This window comes from Mucilaginibacter gilvus (genome assembly GCF_004054195.1).
Taxonomy (GTDB): domain Bacteria; phylum Bacteroidota; class Bacteroidia; order Sphingobacteriales; family Sphingobacteriaceae; genus Mucilaginibacter; species Mucilaginibacter gilvus.
On record NZ_SBIW01000006.1, the window covers coordinates 42,341 to 62,863 of the forward strand.

The window sequence follows — 20,523 nt, forward strand, 5'->3', positions numbered from 1 at the left end:
ATTACCATCCGGGGTTTTGTTTCATATTCGGGTTCTTCTGCACCTCATCATAAGGGATTGGGTACAGGTACATTTTTGGCGAGTCGAACTTAGTCGTTAGCACGTTAATGGGGTTGTAGTTTAAGCTGCTGCCCACTTTTACAATGCTGACGCCGGTGCGCGGCTGGTTCATCACCAGTTCGGCAATTTTCCAGCGGCGGATGTCCCAGTAGCGGCTCTCCTCGAAGGCAAATTCAGCGCGCCTTTCGTTTTGTATAATCGCGCGCATCTCGTCTTTTGTCATCCCCACTTTTAAGCCATACTGGCTGCCTGCGCCCGCCGCTATACCTGCACGCTGGCGGATGCTTTTCACCGCAGTGTAAACTTCAGGTGTTGCCCCGGCCGATTCGTTTAGTGCTTCGGCGTAGCCTAAAACAATATCCGCGTAGCGTAAGATCACCCAATCGGTACTGTGCGAGCTGTAGGCGTTTGTACTTTCAAAGTTGCCCATGAACTTGCGCAGGTAATAACCCGTTTTGGTTTGCTGCAGTGTTGTATTTGGTTTGCTTTGCCCGCCCTCAAAGGTTTGGATAGAAGTATTAAGCCAGGCCGCGCCGTTATAAATAACGTTATAGGTGAGCCTTGGGTCGCGGTTATTGTACGGGTTGTTTACGTCATAGCCCGATGTCGGGTCGGTTATGGCCAGGCCATTCGCCATCGGGAAGGCATCCACCAGCTGCTGGGTTGGGCTGGTTTGCCCCTTGCCTGTGGCACCAGAAAAACCTACCGGGCCGTTTGTCGTTTCTACACCATTGCCATTGCCGCCCTGGCGGAAGAACAAGATCTCGGAGTTATATTGGGTGGTGAAAACATCTTTATAATTTGCCAGTAACGAATAGGCGTTCAAATCCATCACAGCCTTGCAGGCGACAGCAGCGGCGGCCCAGCGGTTGGCATCAAAACTGGTGTAACCGGTTAGGGGGTTTGCGGCATCAATATTACCACCATTAAACAGCGGACTGGCAGCATACAGCAGCACCTTGGCCTTCAACGCCAGGGCCGAGCCTTTTGTAGGGCGATGGCTGTCGGCTTCCTTTGCGGCAGGTAAAGCTAACGGGTAAACCAGCAACGAATCTTTTATGGCATCGCACTCGCTTACAATGTATTTTATGCAATCATCAAAAGAGTTGCGGGGCAAGGCTATATCATCGGTAATAGTGTATACCTTGTTACCCATGAGTGGTACACCGCCATAGCGTTTTACCAGTTCGAAGTAAAACATGGCCCGCAGAAAACGTGCTTCGCTTTTCCAAACGAATTTTTGCGAGAAACCGTTGTATTTGGCCAGCACCGGTACTACGCCAATGTTGTTTACAAACTCGTTTGCCTGGCGGATGCCCCCGTAGTATGTTCCCCATAAATTTTCATCATTAGGGATGGTATAGGAGTTATACGACGCGGTAGCCAGCACGGTTGACGCGTTGGTTGGGCCCGAGGCTGATGAGATGGCATCGTCTGACGCGGCATCCAGGTAATCGCCCCCTACCCTGTTGTGCCCGTTCTTTAATATCGAATAAATACCGTACAGGTAGTGCTGCGCGTTTACACCTGCGGAATCGCGGCTATCGAAGATCTTATCTATACCTACCTTATCCACAGGGAACTGCTCGTATTTTTTGCAGCCGGCAATTGCCAGTATCAGTATCAGGGCCGCTATAATATTTTTGTGATTTTTCATGATCGTATTTTTTATGATGGCCAAAAATTAAAGCTTAACGGTAAACCCTGCGTTCACTACCCTTTGTATGGGGTACGCGCCGTTGCTAACTTCCGGGTCGATGCCTTTATAGCCGTAAAAGGTTACCAAATTTTCGCCGTTGGCAAATAATCGCACACCCGATAATCTTAATTTCTTTACCCAGTTGTATGGCAGGTTGTAACTTACTTCGGCATTCTTTAGCCTGATATAATCGCCCGATCGAACGTACAGGCTGCTATAGGCCGTATTGTTGGCGTTGCCTGTTGTTAGGCGTGGCAGCGTTGCGGTTGCAGCGGTTTCGGGCGTCCAGCGGCCGGTGAGGTTATCATAACCCTGGCCTGCCTGGGTAAGGCCAAGAAAGCCAATGCCCGCAAAGCCGTTCACCATAGCGTTATCAAACAGGAACTGCCTGTTCTCTACCCCCTGGATGATCATACTGACGCCAAAGCCCTTGTAGTTAAACCCAAGCGATGCTCCGTAATAAATAAGCGCCTTGTTGTTGCTGATGTTGGTGATATCAAACTGGTTAATAATACCGTCGTTGTTTAGGTCGGCGTACTTTACGTCGCCAGCCTGCGCGGTATAGCCGGTGGTCGTAGCGCTTGCGGCGGCCTCCTGTGCATTGTTAAAGAAACCCAACGCCTGGTAGCCGTAAATAGCGTTGGTAGACTGGCCTGTGCGACGCATCCATGGGTAAGGCGTTGGTGTTTCGTCGCTAAAAACACTGATAGATTTTTGTACCGATGCATTACCCGAAAAGAAGTAATTGAAGTTGTTGATGTTGTTTTGGTAAGTTAAAGTAAGCTCGGTACCGGTGTTTAGCACCACGCCGATGTTCTCTACAGAATACGGTGTACCCAACAGCAGTATGTTGCGGCCGCGTACCTGCAACAGGTCCTTATAGCGGTCGTGATAGTAATCGGCGGTAATGCCCAGGTGATTATTGAACAGGGAGATATCGGCACCTACGTCAATTTTATCGGCCTTTTCCCAACTGATGAGCGGATTGGCCAACGAGTTGGCAAATATACCCTGCACATCGCTGCGGCTGCTGCCGGTGCTGTACTGGTAGCCATTTGGCGATCCGTAGGTTTGAATAAAGTTGTAGTAACCATAGTTGTCTACATTGCCGTTACCGTTGAGGCCGTAAGTAGCGCGCCATTTCCACGAGGAGATAAAGCTGAGGTTATCTTTAATAAAATCTTCTTTACCCATTTGCCAGCCCAAGCCACCGGCGTAAAACACGCCAAACTGCCTGCCCGGCGCGTAGCGGCTGTAACCGCTGCGGTTTATGGCACCTTCTATAAAGTATTTGCCATCGTAATTGTAGCCGGCCTTCAGGGCTTCGTTGGTAGTGGTTGCGGTTAAGTCGAAGTTTAAGTTCATCGACCGGGTATCGTACATCAGCTTGCCGGTGAAGTTATGCTTGCCGAAGGTCCTGTCGTAATTTAAAGCAACCTGGCCGTAAAAATAACGCGCGCTGGATACGCTGCTAAAGTTATTCTGCTGCTGCGATGGTGAGCCAACGCCCGCGTAAGAATCGTCGGCCTTTATTAAAAATACGTTGTTTTGTAAGGACCTGTTCACCAGGCTTTGTGATGACAGCGCCAGGTTACCCATTGCCTTACCCGATAAGCCTTTTGTGATGCTGCTCATATCGTAGGTAAGATCGAGGTTGGCCAACACATCGTTGGCGTTTGCGCGCTGGTAGCCCGAATACTCGGTTTGTGCTAACAGGTTATTGGTATACGTGCTGGTACCCGCGAACGAACCATCGGGGTTACGTACCGGGTAAGCATTGCCCGGGGTACTGTACAAAGCACCCAAAATGTTTGAATATCCCGATCCCGGTTGTGTTTGCGTTTGAATCCGCCCGAACATCTGCAGATCTACCACAAATTTCTTGGTTACGTTTACCGTAACATCGGTATTGATAATGTAGCGGTTAAGGTTGTTATTGGTATTGTAAGTTACATCCGGCGCGGTGTTAAACATACCGTCCTGATTCATGTAGTTAAGCGATACGCTATAGCGGGCAATCTCGCTGCCGCCGTTCACGTTCAGCTTATAGCTGGTCATGGGGGAGTTTTTGCGGAGGATGGTGTTATACCAGTTCACATCCGGGTGGCGTGTAGGATCGCTGCCATCGCGGTACGCGGCAAAATCTGTTGCGCTGTAAATGGGCAGCTTGCCATCGTTCTGCAGGGCCTCGTTATACAAATAAGCGTATTGGTATGCAGGCAGCGGCGTTGGAAGGCCCAGTGGTGTTTGCGATGCGGTTTGCGCGGTGAAAGAGATTTTTGGCGTACCTGCCTGCGCACGTTTGGTTGTAATTAATATGATACCGCGCGAACTGTTCACACCCAGTAAAATGGTGGATAAACCATCCTTTAACACGGATACCGATTCGATGCTTTCCGGGTCGAGGGAGGAGATCTCGCGCTGCACGCCATCTATGATGGTAATTGGCGACTGCCCCCGCAGGTTCAGGAAAAATTCTGTGTTGTCATTCGCCTGGTAGTTGTTGTGCAGCACTACGTTACCAATAAAATCGCCCACGGTTTGCCCCGAAGTTTGCGGGATAGCAAAACCGCCGCGCTGCTGCGTATATAAGCCCGGCAATTGCCCCGGCAATGCATAAGTATAAAGGGTAGCCGGTGTGCTGGTTAGCTGGTTGGTGTAAATAGTAGATATGGCACCTAAACTCTTATCGGCATCGGCAGTGCCATACAGCACATTTATTTTTGCCGGCGATTTAAGGTAGGTATCTATCAGCCTTACCGTTAGGTCGCTGCCTTTAAAGGTGATTTCGCGGGTGTTATAGTTGGCGGCTTTAAATACCAGCGTATTATTGGCTGCAGCGCTTATCTCAAACCAGCCGTTCTTATCGGTGCGGGTGGTATCTGCTTTGCCTTTTACGGCAACCTTTACGCCTTTAAGGGGGTTGCCGTACTCATCGAGCACAAGCCCGCCGGCCATACCGGGGCGGGTACTCCCCTTGGCGGTGGTATCCTGCTGCATGGCGTGGCCGCTTGTAGCCAGTGCCAGCATCAGTATTACCAAAGCCGTAAAATATTTATTTAAGTAGCAATTAGCCATTGTATAAAGTTTAAATTGTTGGCAAAAATTAAAATATCGGTTTAGCGCGGGCATACTTCGGTCTTTGATACGCCCCGTGGTTTATGTTTAAAGCTGTTTATCCGCACTTAAAGGTGTACACAAACGGCTCTGCTGTATTACCGTAACCCACCTTTGCACCGGCCTTGTTGGTAACAAAGTATTCCATCTTCACTATCGTTTGTGTATCTGTAGTATTAAAAAATGATTTTGGCCAAAACGTTAACTGGTACCGCTTGCTGGTTGCCGAGGTTTGTTTCATCAGCGTTTTGGCGGTTTGTTCACACACGGTAATGGTTTTGCCATCATTAGTATAGGCGGTGGCGCACAGGTAAAGTTCGTTTGCGCCGCTAACGGGGGTGTCTACCACGTTACCATCAAAAGTGAGCGTAACAAAATCATTATCCAGCGATTTAGGCGGATCTATAATGGTTAACTGCGGGTTACAAAAATCCACAACATCGCCGGTACCGCCGGTTACTTCAAAGCAAGGGGTGCTTACCTGGCTAAAGTAGGTACCGTTACCATCGCTGATAAAGCCGTTGCCGGTATCGGTAATTACATAGCCTAATTTTACAAGTGTGTTGTTGCCATCTGCAGCCACCTTCATTTTAATGATCAGGTCGCCGGAGATGGTGTGGCCGCCTTCGTGGATGTAAGCCTTATCGGTTTGGTAGGCTACCCACTCCATATCGTCTATAAGGTTACCCGCGTTACCAAAGGTTTTCTTCATATATGCCGACCAGGTTAACCCACCGCCGTTTTTTGGCAGCGAGCCATCGGGTATCAGGCTCATGATGCCATCGCCCTGGGGGCTGGTGTAGGTAATAGTAGTATTTTGCGCGGCTTTCCAGCCTTTTGGTACCAGTATACCCAGTACCAGATAATCGGGGCCGCCGTTACCTGCCGTAGGGATAGAAATATGTACGGTGATAGGCACTATATCGCCAACTTTGGCTGTGGTGGGCTGGTCTACCCCGGTAATTACTTCGCCGCAGCAGGCCAGTACAATACCCAGGATAAGGCAGGCGCATGTACGCCATAAATGTTTGCCTTTTATATGTAAAGATGTTCTCATAATGTCTGTATCGGGTTTAAGGCTGTGGGTTAGTTAACTTTTTGAAGCACGTACACATAAGAGTTATTGGTACAGCCCGGGCTAAAGGTTAAGCTCAGCTGCCTTTGGCCATTTACTATAGGGTAGGTAAACGCGGTTGCTACCGGCGTTTTCCCGGCGGCGGTAAAGGTTATTTTGTATGGGTACTCCGGGTCGTCGAGCGCGAATGCGCCATCCTGTGTAACCAAAAAAGGCAGCCTGTTCACCAGCGTATACCCGCCCGAAGCGAAGTTTATTTTAAACGCGCTAAAATCGATGATGGAGGTAAGATCGGTACCGTTGCGGGTGGCTTTGATCACCTGCCAGCTGCCGGTAATATCTTTCAACGCTTCTTTTTGCGGCAGCACCTTTTCGGTTTTGCATGAAGTGGCTAATACGGCAATCGTCATTACCAGTAGCAGCGCTTTTATTTGATATATCTTTTTCATATATGTATGTTGATATCCTATTAATAACCAGGGTTTTGGATCAGGTCGGTAGATTTAGCAACTTCGCTTTGCGGCAAAGGCCAAAGGTACATCGCCGTACGGAAGTTGCGTTTACGCACCGGGAACTGTGTATAGGTAGCAACTGTACCATTACGGTTAACTTCCATCCCCATGGTTTGGATGTTATCGGTTGTTTCGGCAATTTTCCAGCGGCGCACATCCCAAAAACGATGCTCTTCAAAAGCAAGTTCGATGCGCCTTTCGTTGCGGATCACATCGCGCATTGCTGCCTGGCTTAAACCGGCAGGTAACTGGTATGGGTTTAAACCCGCCCTTTGGCGAATAGCCTGTACCGCGGCATACACCTGGCTGGTGGGGCCATCATATTCGTTAGCGGCTTCGGCGTAGTTCAGCAAGATCTCCGCATAGCGTATCAACGGTAAAACACGATCTGTAGGGTGTGTAAAATCGTTAGCGACAGCATTAGGCGACAACATTTTGTTTGTGTAATAACCAGTAGTGGTGCCTAAATGCACGGCATCAGGCCCGGTGCCTACACCGTTAAACGTACCCTGATAAATGTTAACCGGCGAAAGCCCTGCCGAAAGCCTGTTTTGAATGGGTGTTTGATCGCGGATAACCGTATAATCCAGTCGTGGATCGCGGTTGAGATATGGTTTTTGAGGATCGTAGCCTGATGTAGGGTCGGTAATGGCTTTGCCATTACTCATCGGGAAAGCGTCAACCAAGCCCTGCAACGGAAAAGCACCGTTTTTTCCGGTACGTGATGGCGGCTGAAATAACGCTTCCAGATCGTAATTGCCGGATGCGCTCATAAATTGAAAAATGTATTCGCTGTTTACACGTTGCGTAAACACGTATTGGAAGCCAAAGCCCGGTTTGGTGCCGTTATCAACATATAAATTATAAGTGGTAAGGCCTATGACCGCAGCAGCAGCATCCTCGGCCAGTTTCCAGCGCTCGCGACTGAACGATGTGTACCCCAAAACGGCGTCGTTTTTACTTCCGGTAAGCGATTCGCCATTGAATAGCGGACTGGCAGCATAAAGCAGCACCCGCGACTTTAAGGCCAAACAAGCGCCTTTTGACGCACGGCCATAGTTCACACCGCTTTGCGTGGTGGGCAGATCGACCGCAGCGGCGTCACATTCTGCTACAATGTAATTAACACATTCCTCGTAGGTATTACGGGCTGAGGGAATTTTATCGGTATAGTTATAAATGCTATCGCCTACCAAATGAACCCCGCCATAATGTTTCAGCAGGATAGCGTAGTACCAGGCTCTTAAGAAACGGGCCTCGGCCTTCATTTGTGTTTTAACAAAGGCGTTGATGGGCGATTTGGGCAGGTTTTTTAGCAGCTGGTTTACCGCGCGGATATTTACATAAGGTTTTTTGTAGGCATCATCGGTAACTACCGCGGCATTGATGGTACCGGTTTCCCAGGCCAGCGCTGTAGAACCGCCGGAGTTAAATACCTCCGCCTCGTCTGATGAGGCATCGATACCACCATTTGGCGTACCGAAACCATACGTAAACCTGCTGGCCGACGCGCTGAACCCCACATTGGTATAAATACCCGCTAAAAAGCCCACCGTATTGGCGCTATCCTTAAATACGGTTTCTTCGGTAAGGTTAGAGGTGGTGGTTTGCCCCAGAAAGCTATCCTTTTTGCAGGATGCCAAAAGGAAAAGCAAAAGAAAAAATGAATAAGCAACCGACTGAAAGTAAAATTTTTTCATACTATAGGGTTATTGTACCAAAGCGGCTAAGCTTCAGCATTTTATTTTTTTGGCTTGAAAAATCGTTTTAGCAAATCGAACGAAAACATACATTTTAAGGTGCCTGTTTGCTGATCGAATAATTGGTTTATAATTCTGGTAATAATTTATACTGCTAATATAGGCTGTAAAAACGATTTAGCAAACTTTTTTCGGGTTTTTTTTATTTTTAATAATTTGCAATCCCAAGCCGCTATTATTTAACATTTTAATAAGATTTAAATGGGTTATAATCAATGTTTTTAACAATGCCCCCCGCTCCTACTTTTCGCCATTAAAATACCTGCTAAAAAACAGTGCCTGGTAAGTTACCGAGTTACCCCAATATTCCCAGGAATGGCTGCCGGGCCTTACGGTATAATCGTGCGGTATTTTGCGCTCCAGTAATTTCTCGTGCAACTCCTGGTTTCCGCTGTACATGCCATCGTCGTACCCGCAATCAAATGTAAGCGCGAGGGCGTTTGGTTTCACCAGGTAGATCAGGCTCACAACGCAATGCTGCTCCCATACGTCGGGATGCTCGCCGTACTTGCCCAGCAAAGCTTCAATGCCGTAACTATCCGCAAACTGGCGGATATCTACCACACCGCTCATGCTGCCCGCGGCACCAAAAACGTCCTGGTGCTTAAAGGCTAAAAACAAGGCACCGTGTCCGCCCATACTTAGCCCGGTAATGGCCCTCCCCTTGCGGTTGGCAATGGTTGCGTAATGTTTATCTACATAGCTCACCAGCTCGTTGGCCACATAGGTTTCGTATCTAAATTCCTTATTCACAGGACTATCAAAATACCATCCGGCAAAAGCGCCATCGGGGCAAACAATAATAAAGTGATAGGTATCGGCCAGTTTGGTAATGGCGGGGATCTTTTTTATCCAATCGGAATAATTGCCGCTGAAACCGTGAAGCAGGTATATCACCGGGTATTTTTGCGCGGTTGAATAGCCTGCAGGCTTAATAATTACTGCCTTCAAATCCTTATTCATACTCGCGCTGTGAGTAGTGGCAGTATCTATCGTAGCGGCTGTTGCTTTTAAGCCAAGCGATGCCACGCAAATAAGCAGAAACGTTATAATTCTTTTGGTATTCATGTTATTAGCTGGTATTATTTTGAAGCGATTATCTCGATGCGATGGGTTTGCGGTTTGTTAATGGCGTAGATCTGGTTGGTTAATACGTCCATCTCTTGTTGCCAGGCATCGCGCAGGCTTTTGTAACGGGCGCGGCTATAGTTGTCCTTGTTACCGTTCACAAAAATATTTGTGCGGGCGTATTTTGTCACGGTATCCATAGCGGCGTTACTGTCCTTATACAACAGGCCCTTCTCTTTTAAAAAGTCGTATTCCATCCACATATAATTCCTTAAACGGCGCTCAATTTCCCAGCGCTCTTCGTTCAGTTCGCGCACCTGTATGGCTTGCTGGTATTGCGGGGTGGTGGTAATTTCGGCCAGGTTTATGCCTTTGGCGTAGTCGCCCGCGTTCCAACTGCCCATTTTTTCACCGTCTATCAGCAGGTCGTAATTACCGGCTGCAAGGCTTTTAACGGTCAGCATTTCGCGGTTAAAATCGTTGGTGAAGGGGATCACTTTTAAAGCTTCCGACTGTTTTTTACGGTTGCCCCAACTGCGTGGAACGGTATCTAAAGGGTAGGGCAGCGAGTTAGCTAAATAGTTGAAAGATATCGATTTAGCATTTGCAGATAAATTTAACACCTTACTGTTTATCGCTTTTGATACGCTTTTTGATGCCGCGTTGATGGCAACATCGGCCACCACAGTATTGGCCAGTCCCTGTGTTTTTAAAAACAGGTAGGCCATTACCAAATGCCCGTCGTTATCCGGGTGGATCCGGTCGTTTGGCGTAAGGCTAAAGGATGTATCCTTTAACTGCTCGCGTTTGTTTATCACATCCATTGGGTGGTAAAAATCCACGTAGCCCCAATTGTTCTTTTCGGCACTCGCCTTCTGATAATCTATCACTTTAGAGAAAGCAGCAGCCTTACCCGGGTAGATGTTTTTGGTAGTGAATTTGGAGGTCTCGTCATACGGTGAACCCAGGATCAATATCTTGCGGATCTCGGTATGTTTTTTCAGCTTATCTTCCAGCGCGGCGTATATTTTGTAATTACCGGCCAGCCTATTTTCAATAAATTCCTGCCCATCCTTGCGGTACCATTCAAAATAGCCGGTATCGTTCATGCCCCAGGTGAGGGTGAGCACAGTTGGCTTTTTGCTCAGCCCGTCGGCATCAAACCTATCCGCCATTTGCCCAATGGCGTCGCCGCCTATACCCACATTAAAAAATTGCATACGGCGGTTGGGGAAATGCGTCATGTAATACAGCCAGATGTACGAGTGGTAATGCCCGCCATCGGTAATGCTGTTGCCCACAAAGGCCACCCTGTCGCCCGCCTTAAATGGCGCCACAGTTTGGGCCGAAACGCCCGTATATAAACCTATGCCTGCCAATAATAAACAAATTTTCTTCATATCGTTTTAGTTTGTGCCCCAGCTTTTATTTGGCTCGGCACCCATGGTTAGTTCAAGCGTTCCGCCTGCGGCTATGTTTTTAAAATCCAGCCAGCATTTGCTGTAAGGTTTGCCGTTTAGCTTCGCGCTTTGTATGTATATATTTTTTGTTGAATTATTTTTAGCGATGATGCTGAAGAACTGTCCTTTAGCATATTTTGGATCGAGCTTTAAGGTTACCTTATCAAACACCGGGCTGGTAATTTCCTGCCGGGTATCTCCCGGCGTAACCGGATGCAAACCACTGGCTGCCAACACGTACCAGGCCGACATCTGCCCCACATCCTCGTTCCCAACTAAACCTTCTACCGAGTTTTTATAAGCCCGGCGGCAGATCTCGCGCGTCCATTTCTGCGTAAGCCATGGCTGACCAAGGCGGTTGTACAGAAACGGCACATGATGTACCGGCTCGTTGGCGTGGTTATAATAGTCGTTCCACATCATGTTCTCCGGCGTTTTGGCGAACAGCTTATTCAGATCGGCCAGTACTTTTTCTTTGCCACCCATTAATTCCACCATGCCATCCACATCCTGTGGTACAAACCAGCCCTGTTGGTAGGGGTTGGTTTCAAAAGTGCCATACCATTGCGTTAAACGGCCCGAATCCGGCCAGGCTTTCCAGCTGCCATCGTTCTCACGGGGGCGAAACCAGCCCTTATCCTTATCCCATATATTTTTATAGCTTTTGCTGCGCGACGCGTATTTAGCGGCATCCTGTGGGTGCTTTAACCAGCCCGCCAGCTGCGATGCACACCATTCGGTATAGGCATACTCCAACGTTAACGCGATGCTGTTGCCACCCGGGGTATAGCCCTTATCGCCATTGCCAAATTTTTCTACCGAACCTATTGACAGTTCGTAAGCCTTATTTACATCGTAATTGCGGATACCCTTAGCATAAGCATCGGTTATGACAGATACGGCAGGATTGCCAAACATGCAGCCGCTGTAGGCGTTCAATAGCTCCCAACGCTCCAGGTAATTTTTGTTTTTTTCGCCCGCCAGGGTTATCAGCGAGTTGATCTCATCATTCACCAGCGAGGGGTTGATGATGGTTTGCAGCGGCATTTGGCTGCGGAAAACATCCCAGCCGCTAAATATGGTGCGTTTTTTAAAGGCCGCGTTTAGGTGCGCTTTGCCATCGCCACCGGGGTAATGGCCATCCACATCGTTTATGATGCGTGGGTCTATCATGGTGTGATACAGCGCGGTGTAGAATACCTTTTTCTGCTCAAGTGTACCGCCCTGTATAGCAACTTTGGCCAATGCTTTGTTCCAAAGGGCTACCGTACGCTGGTGGAGGGCGTCAAAATCCCAGTCGGTAATTTCGGCGGCAAGGTTGCCTTTTGCACCGGCGATGCTTACAAAGGAGATGCCCGATTTCATCAGCACCTGTTCGTTTGCATTGGTAGCAAAGTTTGTGTAAAAGCCTAAATGTTTGTCTTGTTTTTCCTTAATGCCTTTAAGGACAGCGGCATTTGCCATCCGTTCCTGGTATTTATCGCTGCCGACCTCTTCGCGTTTACGCGTCCAGTCATCCGGGATATCGGCACTCCAAACGCCGTAATCTTTTAGCGGCTTGCTAAATTGCGCGTAGAAGTAAACCGTATAATCGGCGTGGCCATCGCCGTTGCCCCAGCCGCCGCCATCGGGTGTGCATTTCATCCAGCCTTCTATGGTGTTGGCATTTACCACTCTTACATATTGCAAAGTGGAGGTACCGCCTACCCTGCGGGCCAGATCTATCTGGATGCGCGATAGCTTGTTCTGCGGAAAGGTGAAGCGCAACATGCCGCTATGCGGCGCGGCGGTCATTTCCGCTTTGATGTTGTTATCGGTAAGTTGTACGCTGTAGTACCCGGCAGATGCTTTTTCGCTTGGTTTGGCATACATGGACCGGTAGCCGCCTTCAGGGTGTGCAATGCTGCCTGCCTTGGTTTTAAGCGCGCCGGTGGTTGGCATTACCAGGAAATTTCCCAGATCGCCGTACCAGCCTATGCCGCTCATTTGCGTAAAGGCAAAACCCTCTATGCTGGAATGCTCATAGCTGTAACCCGAGCCGTTATCGCCGCCAGTGATAGTATTCGGACTCAGCTGCACCATCCCATAAGGCGTAGCTGCCCCCGGGAAGGTTTTGCCAAGGCCGTGATAAACACCCGCGTCGGCCGTGCTGGTGCTTGCGCCTATAAAAGGGTTAACATACGATGCCGGGCTTTGGGCATGTAGCTGTTGGACAGCAAATGAGCCCAGCAAAGCGGTTAAGGCAAGGTGTTTTTTTATGGTATTGAACATGGTTAGTTTATAATTGCCGGTAGAAATGTATCGCCTGATTTAATTTAAGCGGTTAACCCTTTCTAATTAAATCTAAAATATTTTGAGGCCCTTGTTGCGGGCGCTGTGTTTATTAATTGGTATAATAAGCTCAATATTATACAAGAAAAAACGATTTAGCAAATTTTAGACTAAATATTTTTTGCTGACGTAATTTGCACACTAATGGGGTGTAATTATTCAAAATCGCTCATCTAAGCGTCCGCCTGGATGCCTGAATTTGTGTAAGCGTCCATGCTTACTTTAAACCTATAAAGGTAAGCGTAGACGCTTACAAATGCTATTGGACAAACTGGGTGATGTACGCTCCTTCCCTATTTATTTCCTCGCATTCACCAACCTTATCGTCCTAATTCCAAATTTCGGCATAGCTACAGTTGTAATTAACCCGCCGGCTTTTAGCGTGGTTAAGGGCAATACTGCCCCTGCCCTGCCGTCCAACTCGGTGAAGTAGGCTTTATCGGCATTGCAACCGAAGATGATTTTGCTTTTAACATCGCCCGCGCCGGTGTTGTACACGCGCACCAGCATATCGTTCCCATCAAAATTCACGGCGGATATTTGATAACCTGCTGGTGCTTTTATAAGGGAATTACTCATGGCACCAGGATAGGCGGTCATAACTACCGTAATCAGTTGTTCGTTCCAGTTCGCGTTTTGGGTTTCGATGCCCGCCTTGTCCCATTTACCAGCATGGGGAATTAGCGCGTAGTTAATGGTAGTTGGCCCGGTAATGCTATGGTCACGGTTCCAGAGCCCCATGCCCGAGTACTGTATATCAAGCCCGAGCGGGAAATCATGCCCATGAGCGTAGTTGGTGGTATGATCTGTAAAAAGCGCCATGCCGTAGGTGCCTTTAGCATCGGTAACATCCACCCAGTTGAGCATCACATTATTTTTGATGCTATCCCAACGGGTGAAAAAGGTGTTCTCCAGTTTGCTTTCGGTAACATCAAATGGGGCATCCTTGTAAATCTTTTGCCCTTTTAAATTCAGCGGGAACAAAGCGAGGAGCTTGTTACGGTCATCATAAAAAGGCTTTGTTGGGTTATCCAGCTTGTACGTGCCATTTGGCATCGCATCGCCTATACCCACGTTGCTTTTCCAATCGATGTGGAGCTTGATATCTATCTTTGGCTGCCCTTGGGTAACAGTAAGCTCCTGTGTGTAATCCGTACCGGCAATGATGCCCTTAATGGCTAACTTAATTTGCAGCTGTCCGTTTTCCAAAACTTCTATCTTAGCAGGGGTTTCGGTGCTCGATCTAAAGCCGCCATCATTATAAAAGTTCCCCCGTAACTCGTTAAAGGCACGTGCATTTGTCTTATCCACAAACTCCTCGTTGCCCAGCTTTTTGGCGATGATGCTTCTAATTGCACCACCATGTGCCGGGTCGATAATGATCTTGAACAGATCGGTTTCTATCAGGTATTTGCCATTGGCTACAATGCTTAGGCTGGTGCCGTATGCCGCGGGCGAAGCATTTGCACTTAGCTGATAAACGGCGTAACCCATGGATGGCACCTGCGCCATAAAGGCAAGCTTCCCTGCTTTAATTTGGGATGGAATGGCCTGGCCCTTAGCATCAACAAGCCCATTAAACCCTTCGGGAGCATCTATGGTAACTACTTCGTTCCGCTCGCCGCCTGTGGTATTATAAACAGTAACATAAGTTTCCTTGCTAAGCTTTGCCAGCGCGAAAACTGTTTTGGTGGTAATGCTATCGCAAATGGCGTTGGTATTGCCCGTCCAGCCCACTACCTTATCTGCCCAGGTATCGCCGGGTTTACCGTTGTAGGGTACTATCCAGCAATCGTGGTGCTGCGATAACAGCAAGGTGCGCCAGGCAGAATCGAACTGTGCCTGCGGCCAGTTTGCACCACCGTAAATTTTTGCCATGGCCGCCAGTTTCTCGGCCATCACCAGTTTATTTTCGGATACCCGCACCTGTTGTGCTATCCGCTGCATCACCTGCGAACCCCAAACCAGGCTCACCAGCATATCTTCCTGCGATACTTTCCAATCTTCGCGCGCATCGTTTTTGGCCACGTTGCCAAAATAGTTGCGCCAGGTGGTGTAAATACTTTTTATGCCGCCTTTTTGCCCGTTGCCGATGAAAGGTCCGTTCTTCCAGCCGGCGTCCTGCAAGGTCATGCCCACTGGGTGCGGCATACCGGCAGCAATTGCGGCCTTGATGTATTCCGATGAATTATTCCAGGCGATGGTTTGCCAGGTAGATCTTAGGGATAAATTTTCAACCGCGTACCTTGGTGACGTGATAATACCTGTTCCGTCGGGACCTATCCAGTTCACTAACTCGCCGCTGTGGGCGCGGGTATAGCCACCCCAGCAGGTATTTGGGTTTTTAAGCGATGCATATTTAAAGCCGAACGAGGTTAATATCTGCGGCAGCGCGCTGGTAAAGCATGGTTCCTCGGAGGAATAACTGGTAAATATAGCTTCGGGGAAATGCGCTTTAACCAGTTTCATCCCATAACTAAACTGCCTGATGATGCTCTCGCCGGAAATGTTGTAATTATAGCTTTGCGCGTAGGCCGGGTTTACATACTCTATGCGCCCGTTGAGGGATTGATCCGCAAATAGCGCCTTAAAATCCGCGTAAGCACTTGGGTCTACGGCTTTGGCGCGGGCCCAGGTTTCGGGCTCCAATTCGATATTGATCTTCCAGTTGGGGTTTTTAGTTAGCATGTCCGCCATAAAGCGGGTGTTCCAATCCGGGTAATGCCCCCAGATGCCGCCGTGGTAACCGTCGATATAATAGGCGGTTTGTGCGGATGCAGCCTGCGTTAGCGACAGCGCCACAGTTACCATAAGGGCATGGAATATATTAGAATAGCATTTCATCAGCATTAATCTACTAAAGTGATCTCGAAGCGGTGCGGAACGGGTTGATTTACCGTATACATCTCATTGGTAAGCAGGTCCATTTCTTTTTGCCAGGCATCCCGCACGGCTTTAAACCGCGCTTTTTGATAGGTTGGAATAGTTACGGCGACAAAAAAATCCTTTTTGCCATACTTCTGCAGCGAATCTACGGTGGCGTCGCCATCGTTAAACAGCAGGCCCTTCGGTTTAAGGATAGAATAGTGGATCCAGTAATATTCGCGCAGGCGGCGTTCTATCATCCAGCGTTCTTCGTTCAGGTGCATTACGGCAAGCGCCTGCTGGTATTGCGGGGTAGTTTTAATAAGCGCGAGGTTAATGCCCTGCGCAAACTCGCCGCCGCTGAACGAGCCGATTGCCTTGCCGTCTATCTTTAAATTATATTTTTTATCCTGCAGGCCACTTATCTGCAACATCTCCTTGTTAAACTCTTCGGTAAACGGGATGATCTTTAAAGCTTCCGATTGTGCTTTATCCGGCCTGCCGAAACCACTGGGGATGGTATCCATTGGGTAAGGTAACGAATTGGCGAGGTATGTAAATTTAACGTTGCTTGTTGAGATATTCGGTTGTGTAATTAAACAGTTTTTAGCTAAAACGATTTTTTTATTTTTAGCGTTTATAGATACGTTTGCAACACTGCTCCCACCAAGCCCTTGCGATTTAAGGAACAAATAGGCCATCACCATTTGCCCGTCGTTTGTGGGGTGGATACGGTCGCTACCCTGTAGGGTAAAGACAGAATCTGTTTGCTGCCCGCGCTGGTTAATGGCGGTCATAGGGGTGCCAAAATCTACAAAGTCCCATTTATTTTGCAGGGCTGCGGCTTGCTGCTCTGCCGCTATCTTCTGCATAGCCGCGTTCTTTTTTAAAAGCGGTGTGGCTTTTATTTTGGAGGTTTCGTCATAAGGCGAGGATGCGATCATGATCTTCCTCGCCTCGGGGTGCTGCTTCAGTTTATCTGTTATCAAAGCGAAACTCTTTAGCGATTCGGTCACTTTCGCTGTGTAAACCGAATCTGCTTTAGCGCCTTTGAGGTTTTGATACCCGGTATCGTTCATGCCGAAGGTAAGCGTAACTACGGTCGGCTTTTTAGCGAACACATCGCTGTCCAGGCGCTCGTACATTTGTTTGGAAACGTCGCCGCCTATCCCGGCGTTAAAAAGCTGGATACGCCGGTTTGGGAAATGGGTTAAATAATACAGCCAGATATACGAGTGGTAATGCCCGCCATCGGTGATACTGTTGCCGGTAAACACCACTCTATCCCCCGCCTTAAAAGGCTGGATGGTTTGCGCATTTAAAAACAGCACATTGCCGATGAGGAAAACAACAAGGTAAAAACGTTTCATTAAATTCAGGCTTAAATAGCTAAATTGATTTAGCAAATAAATGGCATTTAATTTGATTTTCCAAGTGCATTGAAAAGTTTTTTGTAACAGTTTTATGGATGGAGATATAAGGCTTACGATCTTGTACTCGGGGACGAGTTAGGGAATTAATAATTAGTCGCTCCCCTCTACTTCACCAGCAATTTTTGAAAGCTCAGGCTATCTCCCTTAAACACATTAAAATCTACCACGTGGTTGATGCCGTTTACGCGGGCCTTATCCGAGTGTTGCCAGAAACGCCAGCTGGTATTGCCGTCCATTTTTAGCTTGGCCTGATAATAATGCGCTATCCATAAGGGGTAACGGTCAAAATAACCATCAAGGTAATCCTTGTAAAAGCTAATGCTGGTATAAATGATGGGCTTTACGCCGGTTTTGCCTTCTACATGCTTTAAAAATGCTTTTAGTTCTTTGCGCATGGCTTCGGGCGAAGTACCGTCCAACACCTCAATATCGCAAACAGCGGGGAGATCGCCCCGTTCCATCGTAACGTTTTGCAGGAAAAAACGCGCCTGCCACAACCCTGCCTTCCTGGGCCTGAAAAAGTGGTAAGCCCCGCAGGTAATCCCTGCTTTTGGTGCTTCGTGCCAGTTGCGTTTAAAGTAGGAATCCACCAGCATCAAGCCTTCCGTGGCTTTTATAAAGGCAAAATCAACGCGTACGCTATCGTCTTCCATGGCACTCACTTTACGCCAATCTATCTTGCCCTGTGCGTACGATACATCAATACCGTGTATTTTATAGCCCGATGGGATGCGGATCTTATAACTTTTATAGGTGCGGTAGTTCGGGTCGTTGCCAATGTCACGGATCCAGCGCCAGGCACCGGTAAAGCCATTGAGGATATACCCATAATAAAAAGGCGAAAGCAGGATGAGTACGAATATCACGGCGGGCCACCTCCACCAGGTGCTGCCGGGTTTGCCCTTTTTTCGTCGTGTTACCGGTTTCGCGGTTCGTTTTACGGGAGGTTTGGTAGATCTGGGGATTGCCACGGGGCAAATATAGCGATGGTTTGAAACCCATCGCTATGAAACTTATAAACGTTTTCCGCTACCGCGAGATGAGCGAAGCATTATTGAGGATTAGTTTAAAGCTTTGGAGGCCTTCACTACATATGCAAAACGTTCCATTTATGCCCGTCCGGGTCCGCAAAACCAAAACCATAATAGCCTTCGCCAAATGCGGCCGGTTCGCTAAAGACCGTTCCGCCTGCGTTCCGTACTTCAATGGACCAGGCATCCGCTTCTTCTTTACTTTCTGCCCAAAGCGTAAATATTATTTCATTTCCGAGGGCCAGGTCTGCAACCTCTCCTTTTGTGGCCTCTTTAAACGGATCATTTGCAAAAAAATGCACCACAAAATCTTTCTCGCCAATTAAAAAACTGGTCAACACGTTTGTTTTATTGCGCCCCTCATTTGATTTAAATCCCAACTCGATATAAAAACCCCGGGTGTTGGCTACATCCTTTACAGCAAGATTAGCCCATTATTTTTGTCGGCCTCATAATTTTTTATTTATAGCTTTCAGACGGCTCGGTCACGAATTATCAATTGTGCCAAGTTATAATGTAAACTTGGGTAAAATTAGGTTGTTTCTATTAACAGTAATTTGCCATACCTCCATAAACAGGTTAAACTGTTCGCGTTGCCACGACATCAATCTTTACAAAACACTGATGCTGTAACAAACCCAAAAACCAATCTGCTTTTTATAAGTTTGTTGTAGCATATAACCTTAACATACCAACCCGATGAAACAAAAATTCCATTACGCAACCGTTAGCGAAGCCATAGACAAGCTGAAAGAGCAGGGTTTCGACTTAGATTTTAACCTGGAAGCTAACCATTTAAAGGCCGGCGAATATACCTACCCGGCAGATGAGTTTGAAATTGTGGATGTGTACCGCTACGAAGGCCCGTCTGACCCTGCAGATGAAGCAACCGTTTACGCACTGGCATCACCGGCTGGCCAAAAGGGCATTTTGGTTACCGGCTATGGCTATTCGGCAGATGAAGTAGCGGAAGAAACGTTAAAACAGCTGCATTATAAATACCAGGCAAAGCAGGATTAAACATGGAATTAGGGATAAGCACCTTCGGCGAGGTTAGCCCGGATGGTAAAGCGGGCGGCGCTGTTAACGCGCACAAACGCGTGCAGCAATTACTGGAGGAGGTTAAACTGGCGGACGAGGTTGGCCTGGATGTTTTTGCCTTTGGCGAGCATCACCGGCCCGATTTTGTGATCTCGGCACCCGAAATATTTATGGCTACCGCTGCATCTGTTACCAAAAACATCCGGCTGTCCAGTTCGGTTACGGTGCTTAGCTCTGCCGACCCGGTGCGCACCTTCCAAAATTTTGCAACGGTAGACCTTATCAGTGGTGGCCGTGCCGAGATCCTGGCCGGCCGCGGTTCGTTCATCGAATCGTTCCCTTTGTTTGGCTATGATCTGAATGATTACGACGAGTTGTTCAGCGAAAAACTGGACATGCTGATGCAGATAAATAAAACAGAAAAACTAACCTGGAAGGGTGAGTTCCGGGCGCCGATAAAAGACCAGGGTATTTACCCACGCCCCCTGCAAGCCGAAATACCTATTTGGCTGGGCGTTGGCGGTACACCGGCATCCGCAAAACGCGCCGGGCAATTAAACCTCCCCATGACGATAGCGATATTGGGTAGCGCGCCAAAACATTTTGTATCCTTTGTAGAACTCTACCGCGAAGCCGCGGCAGCAGCCGGGCACGATGTAAGCAAACTACAGCTGGGCATCAGTTCCCAATTTTACATAGCCGAAAGCAACCAACAGGCGGTGAACGAGTTTTACCCATCGTACGAGGCGCTTATGAACCGCGTGGGCCGCGACAGAGGCTGGTCGCCCATGAGCAAGGAACAATTTGAATACCTCCGCAGCGATGGCCCGCTAATAGTTGGCGACGCGCAAATGGCTATTGATAAGATATTGGAGCAGCACCGCCTGTTTAAAAACACTCGATTTTTAGCGCAACTGGTTACCGGCCACACACCGCATAGCGGGGTATTGAAGGCGATAGAGTTGTTTGGAACGAAAGTAGCGCCTGTGGTGAGGAAGGAATTGGAGATTTCGGCGAAAGCATCTTAGCCAGCCGCAATCTGCTGCACAGTTGTTATTTTACATAAAGAAA

General features: G+C 48.2%; 13 protein-coding genes and 1 pseudogene. 2 read left to right on the forward strand and 12 right to left on the reverse strand.

From position 1 onward, the window contains the following. Position 1: 1 nt before the first annotated feature. The 12 genes and pseudogenes from EPL05_RS12330 to EPL05_RS12385 all read right to left on the reverse strand — a co-directional run. Positions 2-1,717 (reverse strand): RagB/SusD family nutrient uptake outer membrane protein, encoded by a 1,716-nt coding sequence (locus EPL05_RS12330; RefSeq protein WP_128534275.1) that lies wholly within the window; start codon positions 1,715-1,717, stop codon positions 2-4. Positions 1,718-1,744: 27 nt separating this feature from the next. Next, positions 1,745-4,837, reverse strand: coding sequence for a SusC/RagA family TonB-linked outer membrane protein (locus tag EPL05_RS12335; protein ID WP_128534276.1), 3,093 nt, complete (start codon positions 4,835-4,837; stop codon positions 1,745-1,747). Between the two features lie 97 nt (positions 4,838-4,934). Further along, positions 4,935-5,933, reverse strand: coding sequence for a DUF4961 domain-containing protein (locus EPL05_RS12340; protein ID WP_128534277.1), 999 nt, complete (start codon positions 5,931-5,933; stop codon positions 4,935-4,937). Positions 5,934-5,962: 29 nt separating this feature from the next. After that, positions 5,963-6,400 carry a DUF5004 domain-containing protein gene (locus EPL05_RS12345; protein WP_128534278.1) on the reverse strand — a complete coding sequence of 146 codons (438 nt, stop codon included), beginning with the start codon at positions 6,398-6,400 and terminating at the stop codon, positions 5,963-5,965. A gap of 20 nt (positions 6,401-6,420) precedes the next feature. After that, the gene (locus tag EPL05_RS12350) at positions 6,421-8,163 is read right to left on the reverse strand and encodes a RagB/SusD family nutrient uptake outer membrane protein (RefSeq protein WP_128534279.1); all 1,743 of its coding nucleotides are present in this window, start codon (positions 8,161-8,163) and stop codon (positions 6,421-6,423) included. 300 nt (positions 8,164-8,463) lie between these two features. Then, on the reverse strand, positions 8,464-9,291 hold the full coding sequence (locus tag EPL05_RS12355; protein ID WP_128534280.1) for an alpha/beta hydrolase: 828 nt from the start codon (positions 9,289-9,291) through the stop codon (positions 8,464-8,466). Between the two features lie 14 nt (positions 9,292-9,305). Then, a complete protein-coding gene (locus EPL05_RS12360) occupies positions 9,306-10,691 on the reverse strand; it encodes an SGNH/GDSL hydrolase family protein (RefSeq protein ID WP_128534281.1) in 1,386 nt (461 codons plus the stop codon). Positions 10,692-10,697: 6 nt separating this feature from the next. Beyond that, the gene (locus EPL05_RS12365) at positions 10,698-13,022 is read right to left on the reverse strand and encodes a GH92 family glycosyl hydrolase (RefSeq protein WP_128534282.1); all 2,325 of its coding nucleotides are present in this window, start codon (positions 13,020-13,022) and stop codon (positions 10,698-10,700) included. A gap of 357 nt (positions 13,023-13,379) precedes the next feature. Next, on the reverse strand, positions 13,380-15,926 hold the full coding sequence (locus EPL05_RS12370) for a glycoside hydrolase family 38 C-terminal domain-containing protein (protein ID WP_208394738.1): 2,547 nt from the start codon (positions 15,924-15,926) through the stop codon (positions 13,380-13,382). A gap of 5 nt (positions 15,927-15,931) precedes the next feature. After that, positions 15,932-17,317, reverse strand: a complete 1,386-nt coding sequence (locus tag EPL05_RS12375) for an SGNH/GDSL hydrolase family protein (RefSeq protein WP_128534283.1) — start codon at positions 17,315-17,317, stop codon at positions 15,932-15,934. A 167-nt stretch (positions 17,318-17,484) separates the two neighbouring features. Next, positions 17,485-18,351 carry a glycoside hydrolase family 25 protein gene (locus tag EPL05_RS12380; RefSeq protein ID WP_128534284.1) on the reverse strand — a complete coding sequence of 289 codons (867 nt, stop codon included), beginning with the start codon at positions 18,349-18,351 and terminating at the stop codon, positions 17,485-17,487. A 116-nt stretch (positions 18,352-18,467) separates the two neighbouring features. Further along, positions 18,468-18,830, reverse strand: a pseudogene (locus EPL05_RS12385) (VOC family protein); the annotation flags it as partial. Positions 18,831-19,110: 280 nt separating this feature from the next. On the opposite strand from EPL05_RS12385, the gene EPL05_RS12390 reads away from it, so the two are divergent. Both EPL05_RS12390 and EPL05_RS12395 read left to right on the forward strand, forming a co-directional pair. Beyond that, positions 19,111-19,431, forward strand: a complete 321-nt coding sequence (locus EPL05_RS12390; protein ID WP_128534286.1) for a hypothetical protein — start codon at positions 19,111-19,113, stop codon at positions 19,429-19,431. Positions 19,432-19,433: 2 nt separating this feature from the next. After that, positions 19,434-20,480: an Atu2307/SP_0267 family LLM class monooxygenase gene (locus EPL05_RS12395; RefSeq protein WP_128534287.1), complete on the forward strand. Its 1,047-nt coding sequence runs from the start codon at positions 19,434-19,436 to the stop codon at positions 20,478-20,480. Positions 20,481-20,523 lie beyond the last annotated feature (43 nt).

Bases quoted from the DNA above. Each gene is read 5' to 3' on its own strand.
- EPL05_RS12360 (WP_128534281.1), bottom strand. From the start codon at position 10,691: ATGAAGAAAATTTGTTTATTATTGGCAGGCATAGGTTTATATACGGGC.
- EPL05_RS12375 (WP_128534283.1), bottom strand. From the start codon at position 17,317: ATGAAACGTTTTTACCTTGTTGTTTTCCTCATCGGCAATGTGCTGTTT.
- EPL05_RS12370 (WP_208394738.1), bottom strand. From the start codon at position 15,926: ATGAAATGCTATTCTAATATATTCCATGCCCTTATGGTAACTGTGGCG.
- EPL05_RS12355 (WP_128534280.1), bottom strand. From the start codon at position 9,291: ATGAATACCAAAAGAATTATAACGTTTCTGCTTATTTGCGTGGCATCG.
- EPL05_RS12330 (WP_128534275.1), bottom strand. From the start codon at position 1,717: ATGAAAAATCACAAAAATATTATAGCGGCCCTGATACTGATACTGGCA.
- EPL05_RS12345 (WP_128534278.1), bottom strand. From the start codon at position 6,400: ATGAAAAAGATATATCAAATAAAAGCGCTGCTACTGGTAATGACGATT.
- EPL05_RS12350 (WP_128534279.1), bottom strand. From the start codon at position 8,163: ATGAAAAAATTTTACTTTCAGTCGGTTGCTTATTCATTTTTTCTTTTG.
- EPL05_RS12335 (WP_128534276.1), bottom strand. From the start codon at position 4,837: ATGGCTAATTGCTACTTAAATAAATATTTTACGGCTTTGGTAATACTG.
- EPL05_RS12365 (WP_128534282.1), bottom strand. From the start codon at position 13,022: ATGTTCAATACCATAAAAAAACACCTTGCCTTAACCGCTTTGCTGGGC.
- EPL05_RS12340 (WP_128534277.1), bottom strand. From the start codon at position 5,933: ATGAGAACATCTTTACATATAAAAGGCAAACATTTATGGCGTACATGC.
- EPL05_RS12395 (WP_128534287.1), top strand. From the start codon at position 19,434: ATGGAATTAGGGATAAGCACCTTCGGCGAGGTTAGCCCGGATGGTAAA.
- EPL05_RS12390 (WP_128534286.1), top strand. From the start codon at position 19,111: ATGAAACAAAAATTCCATTACGCAACCGTTAGCGAAGCCATAGACAAG.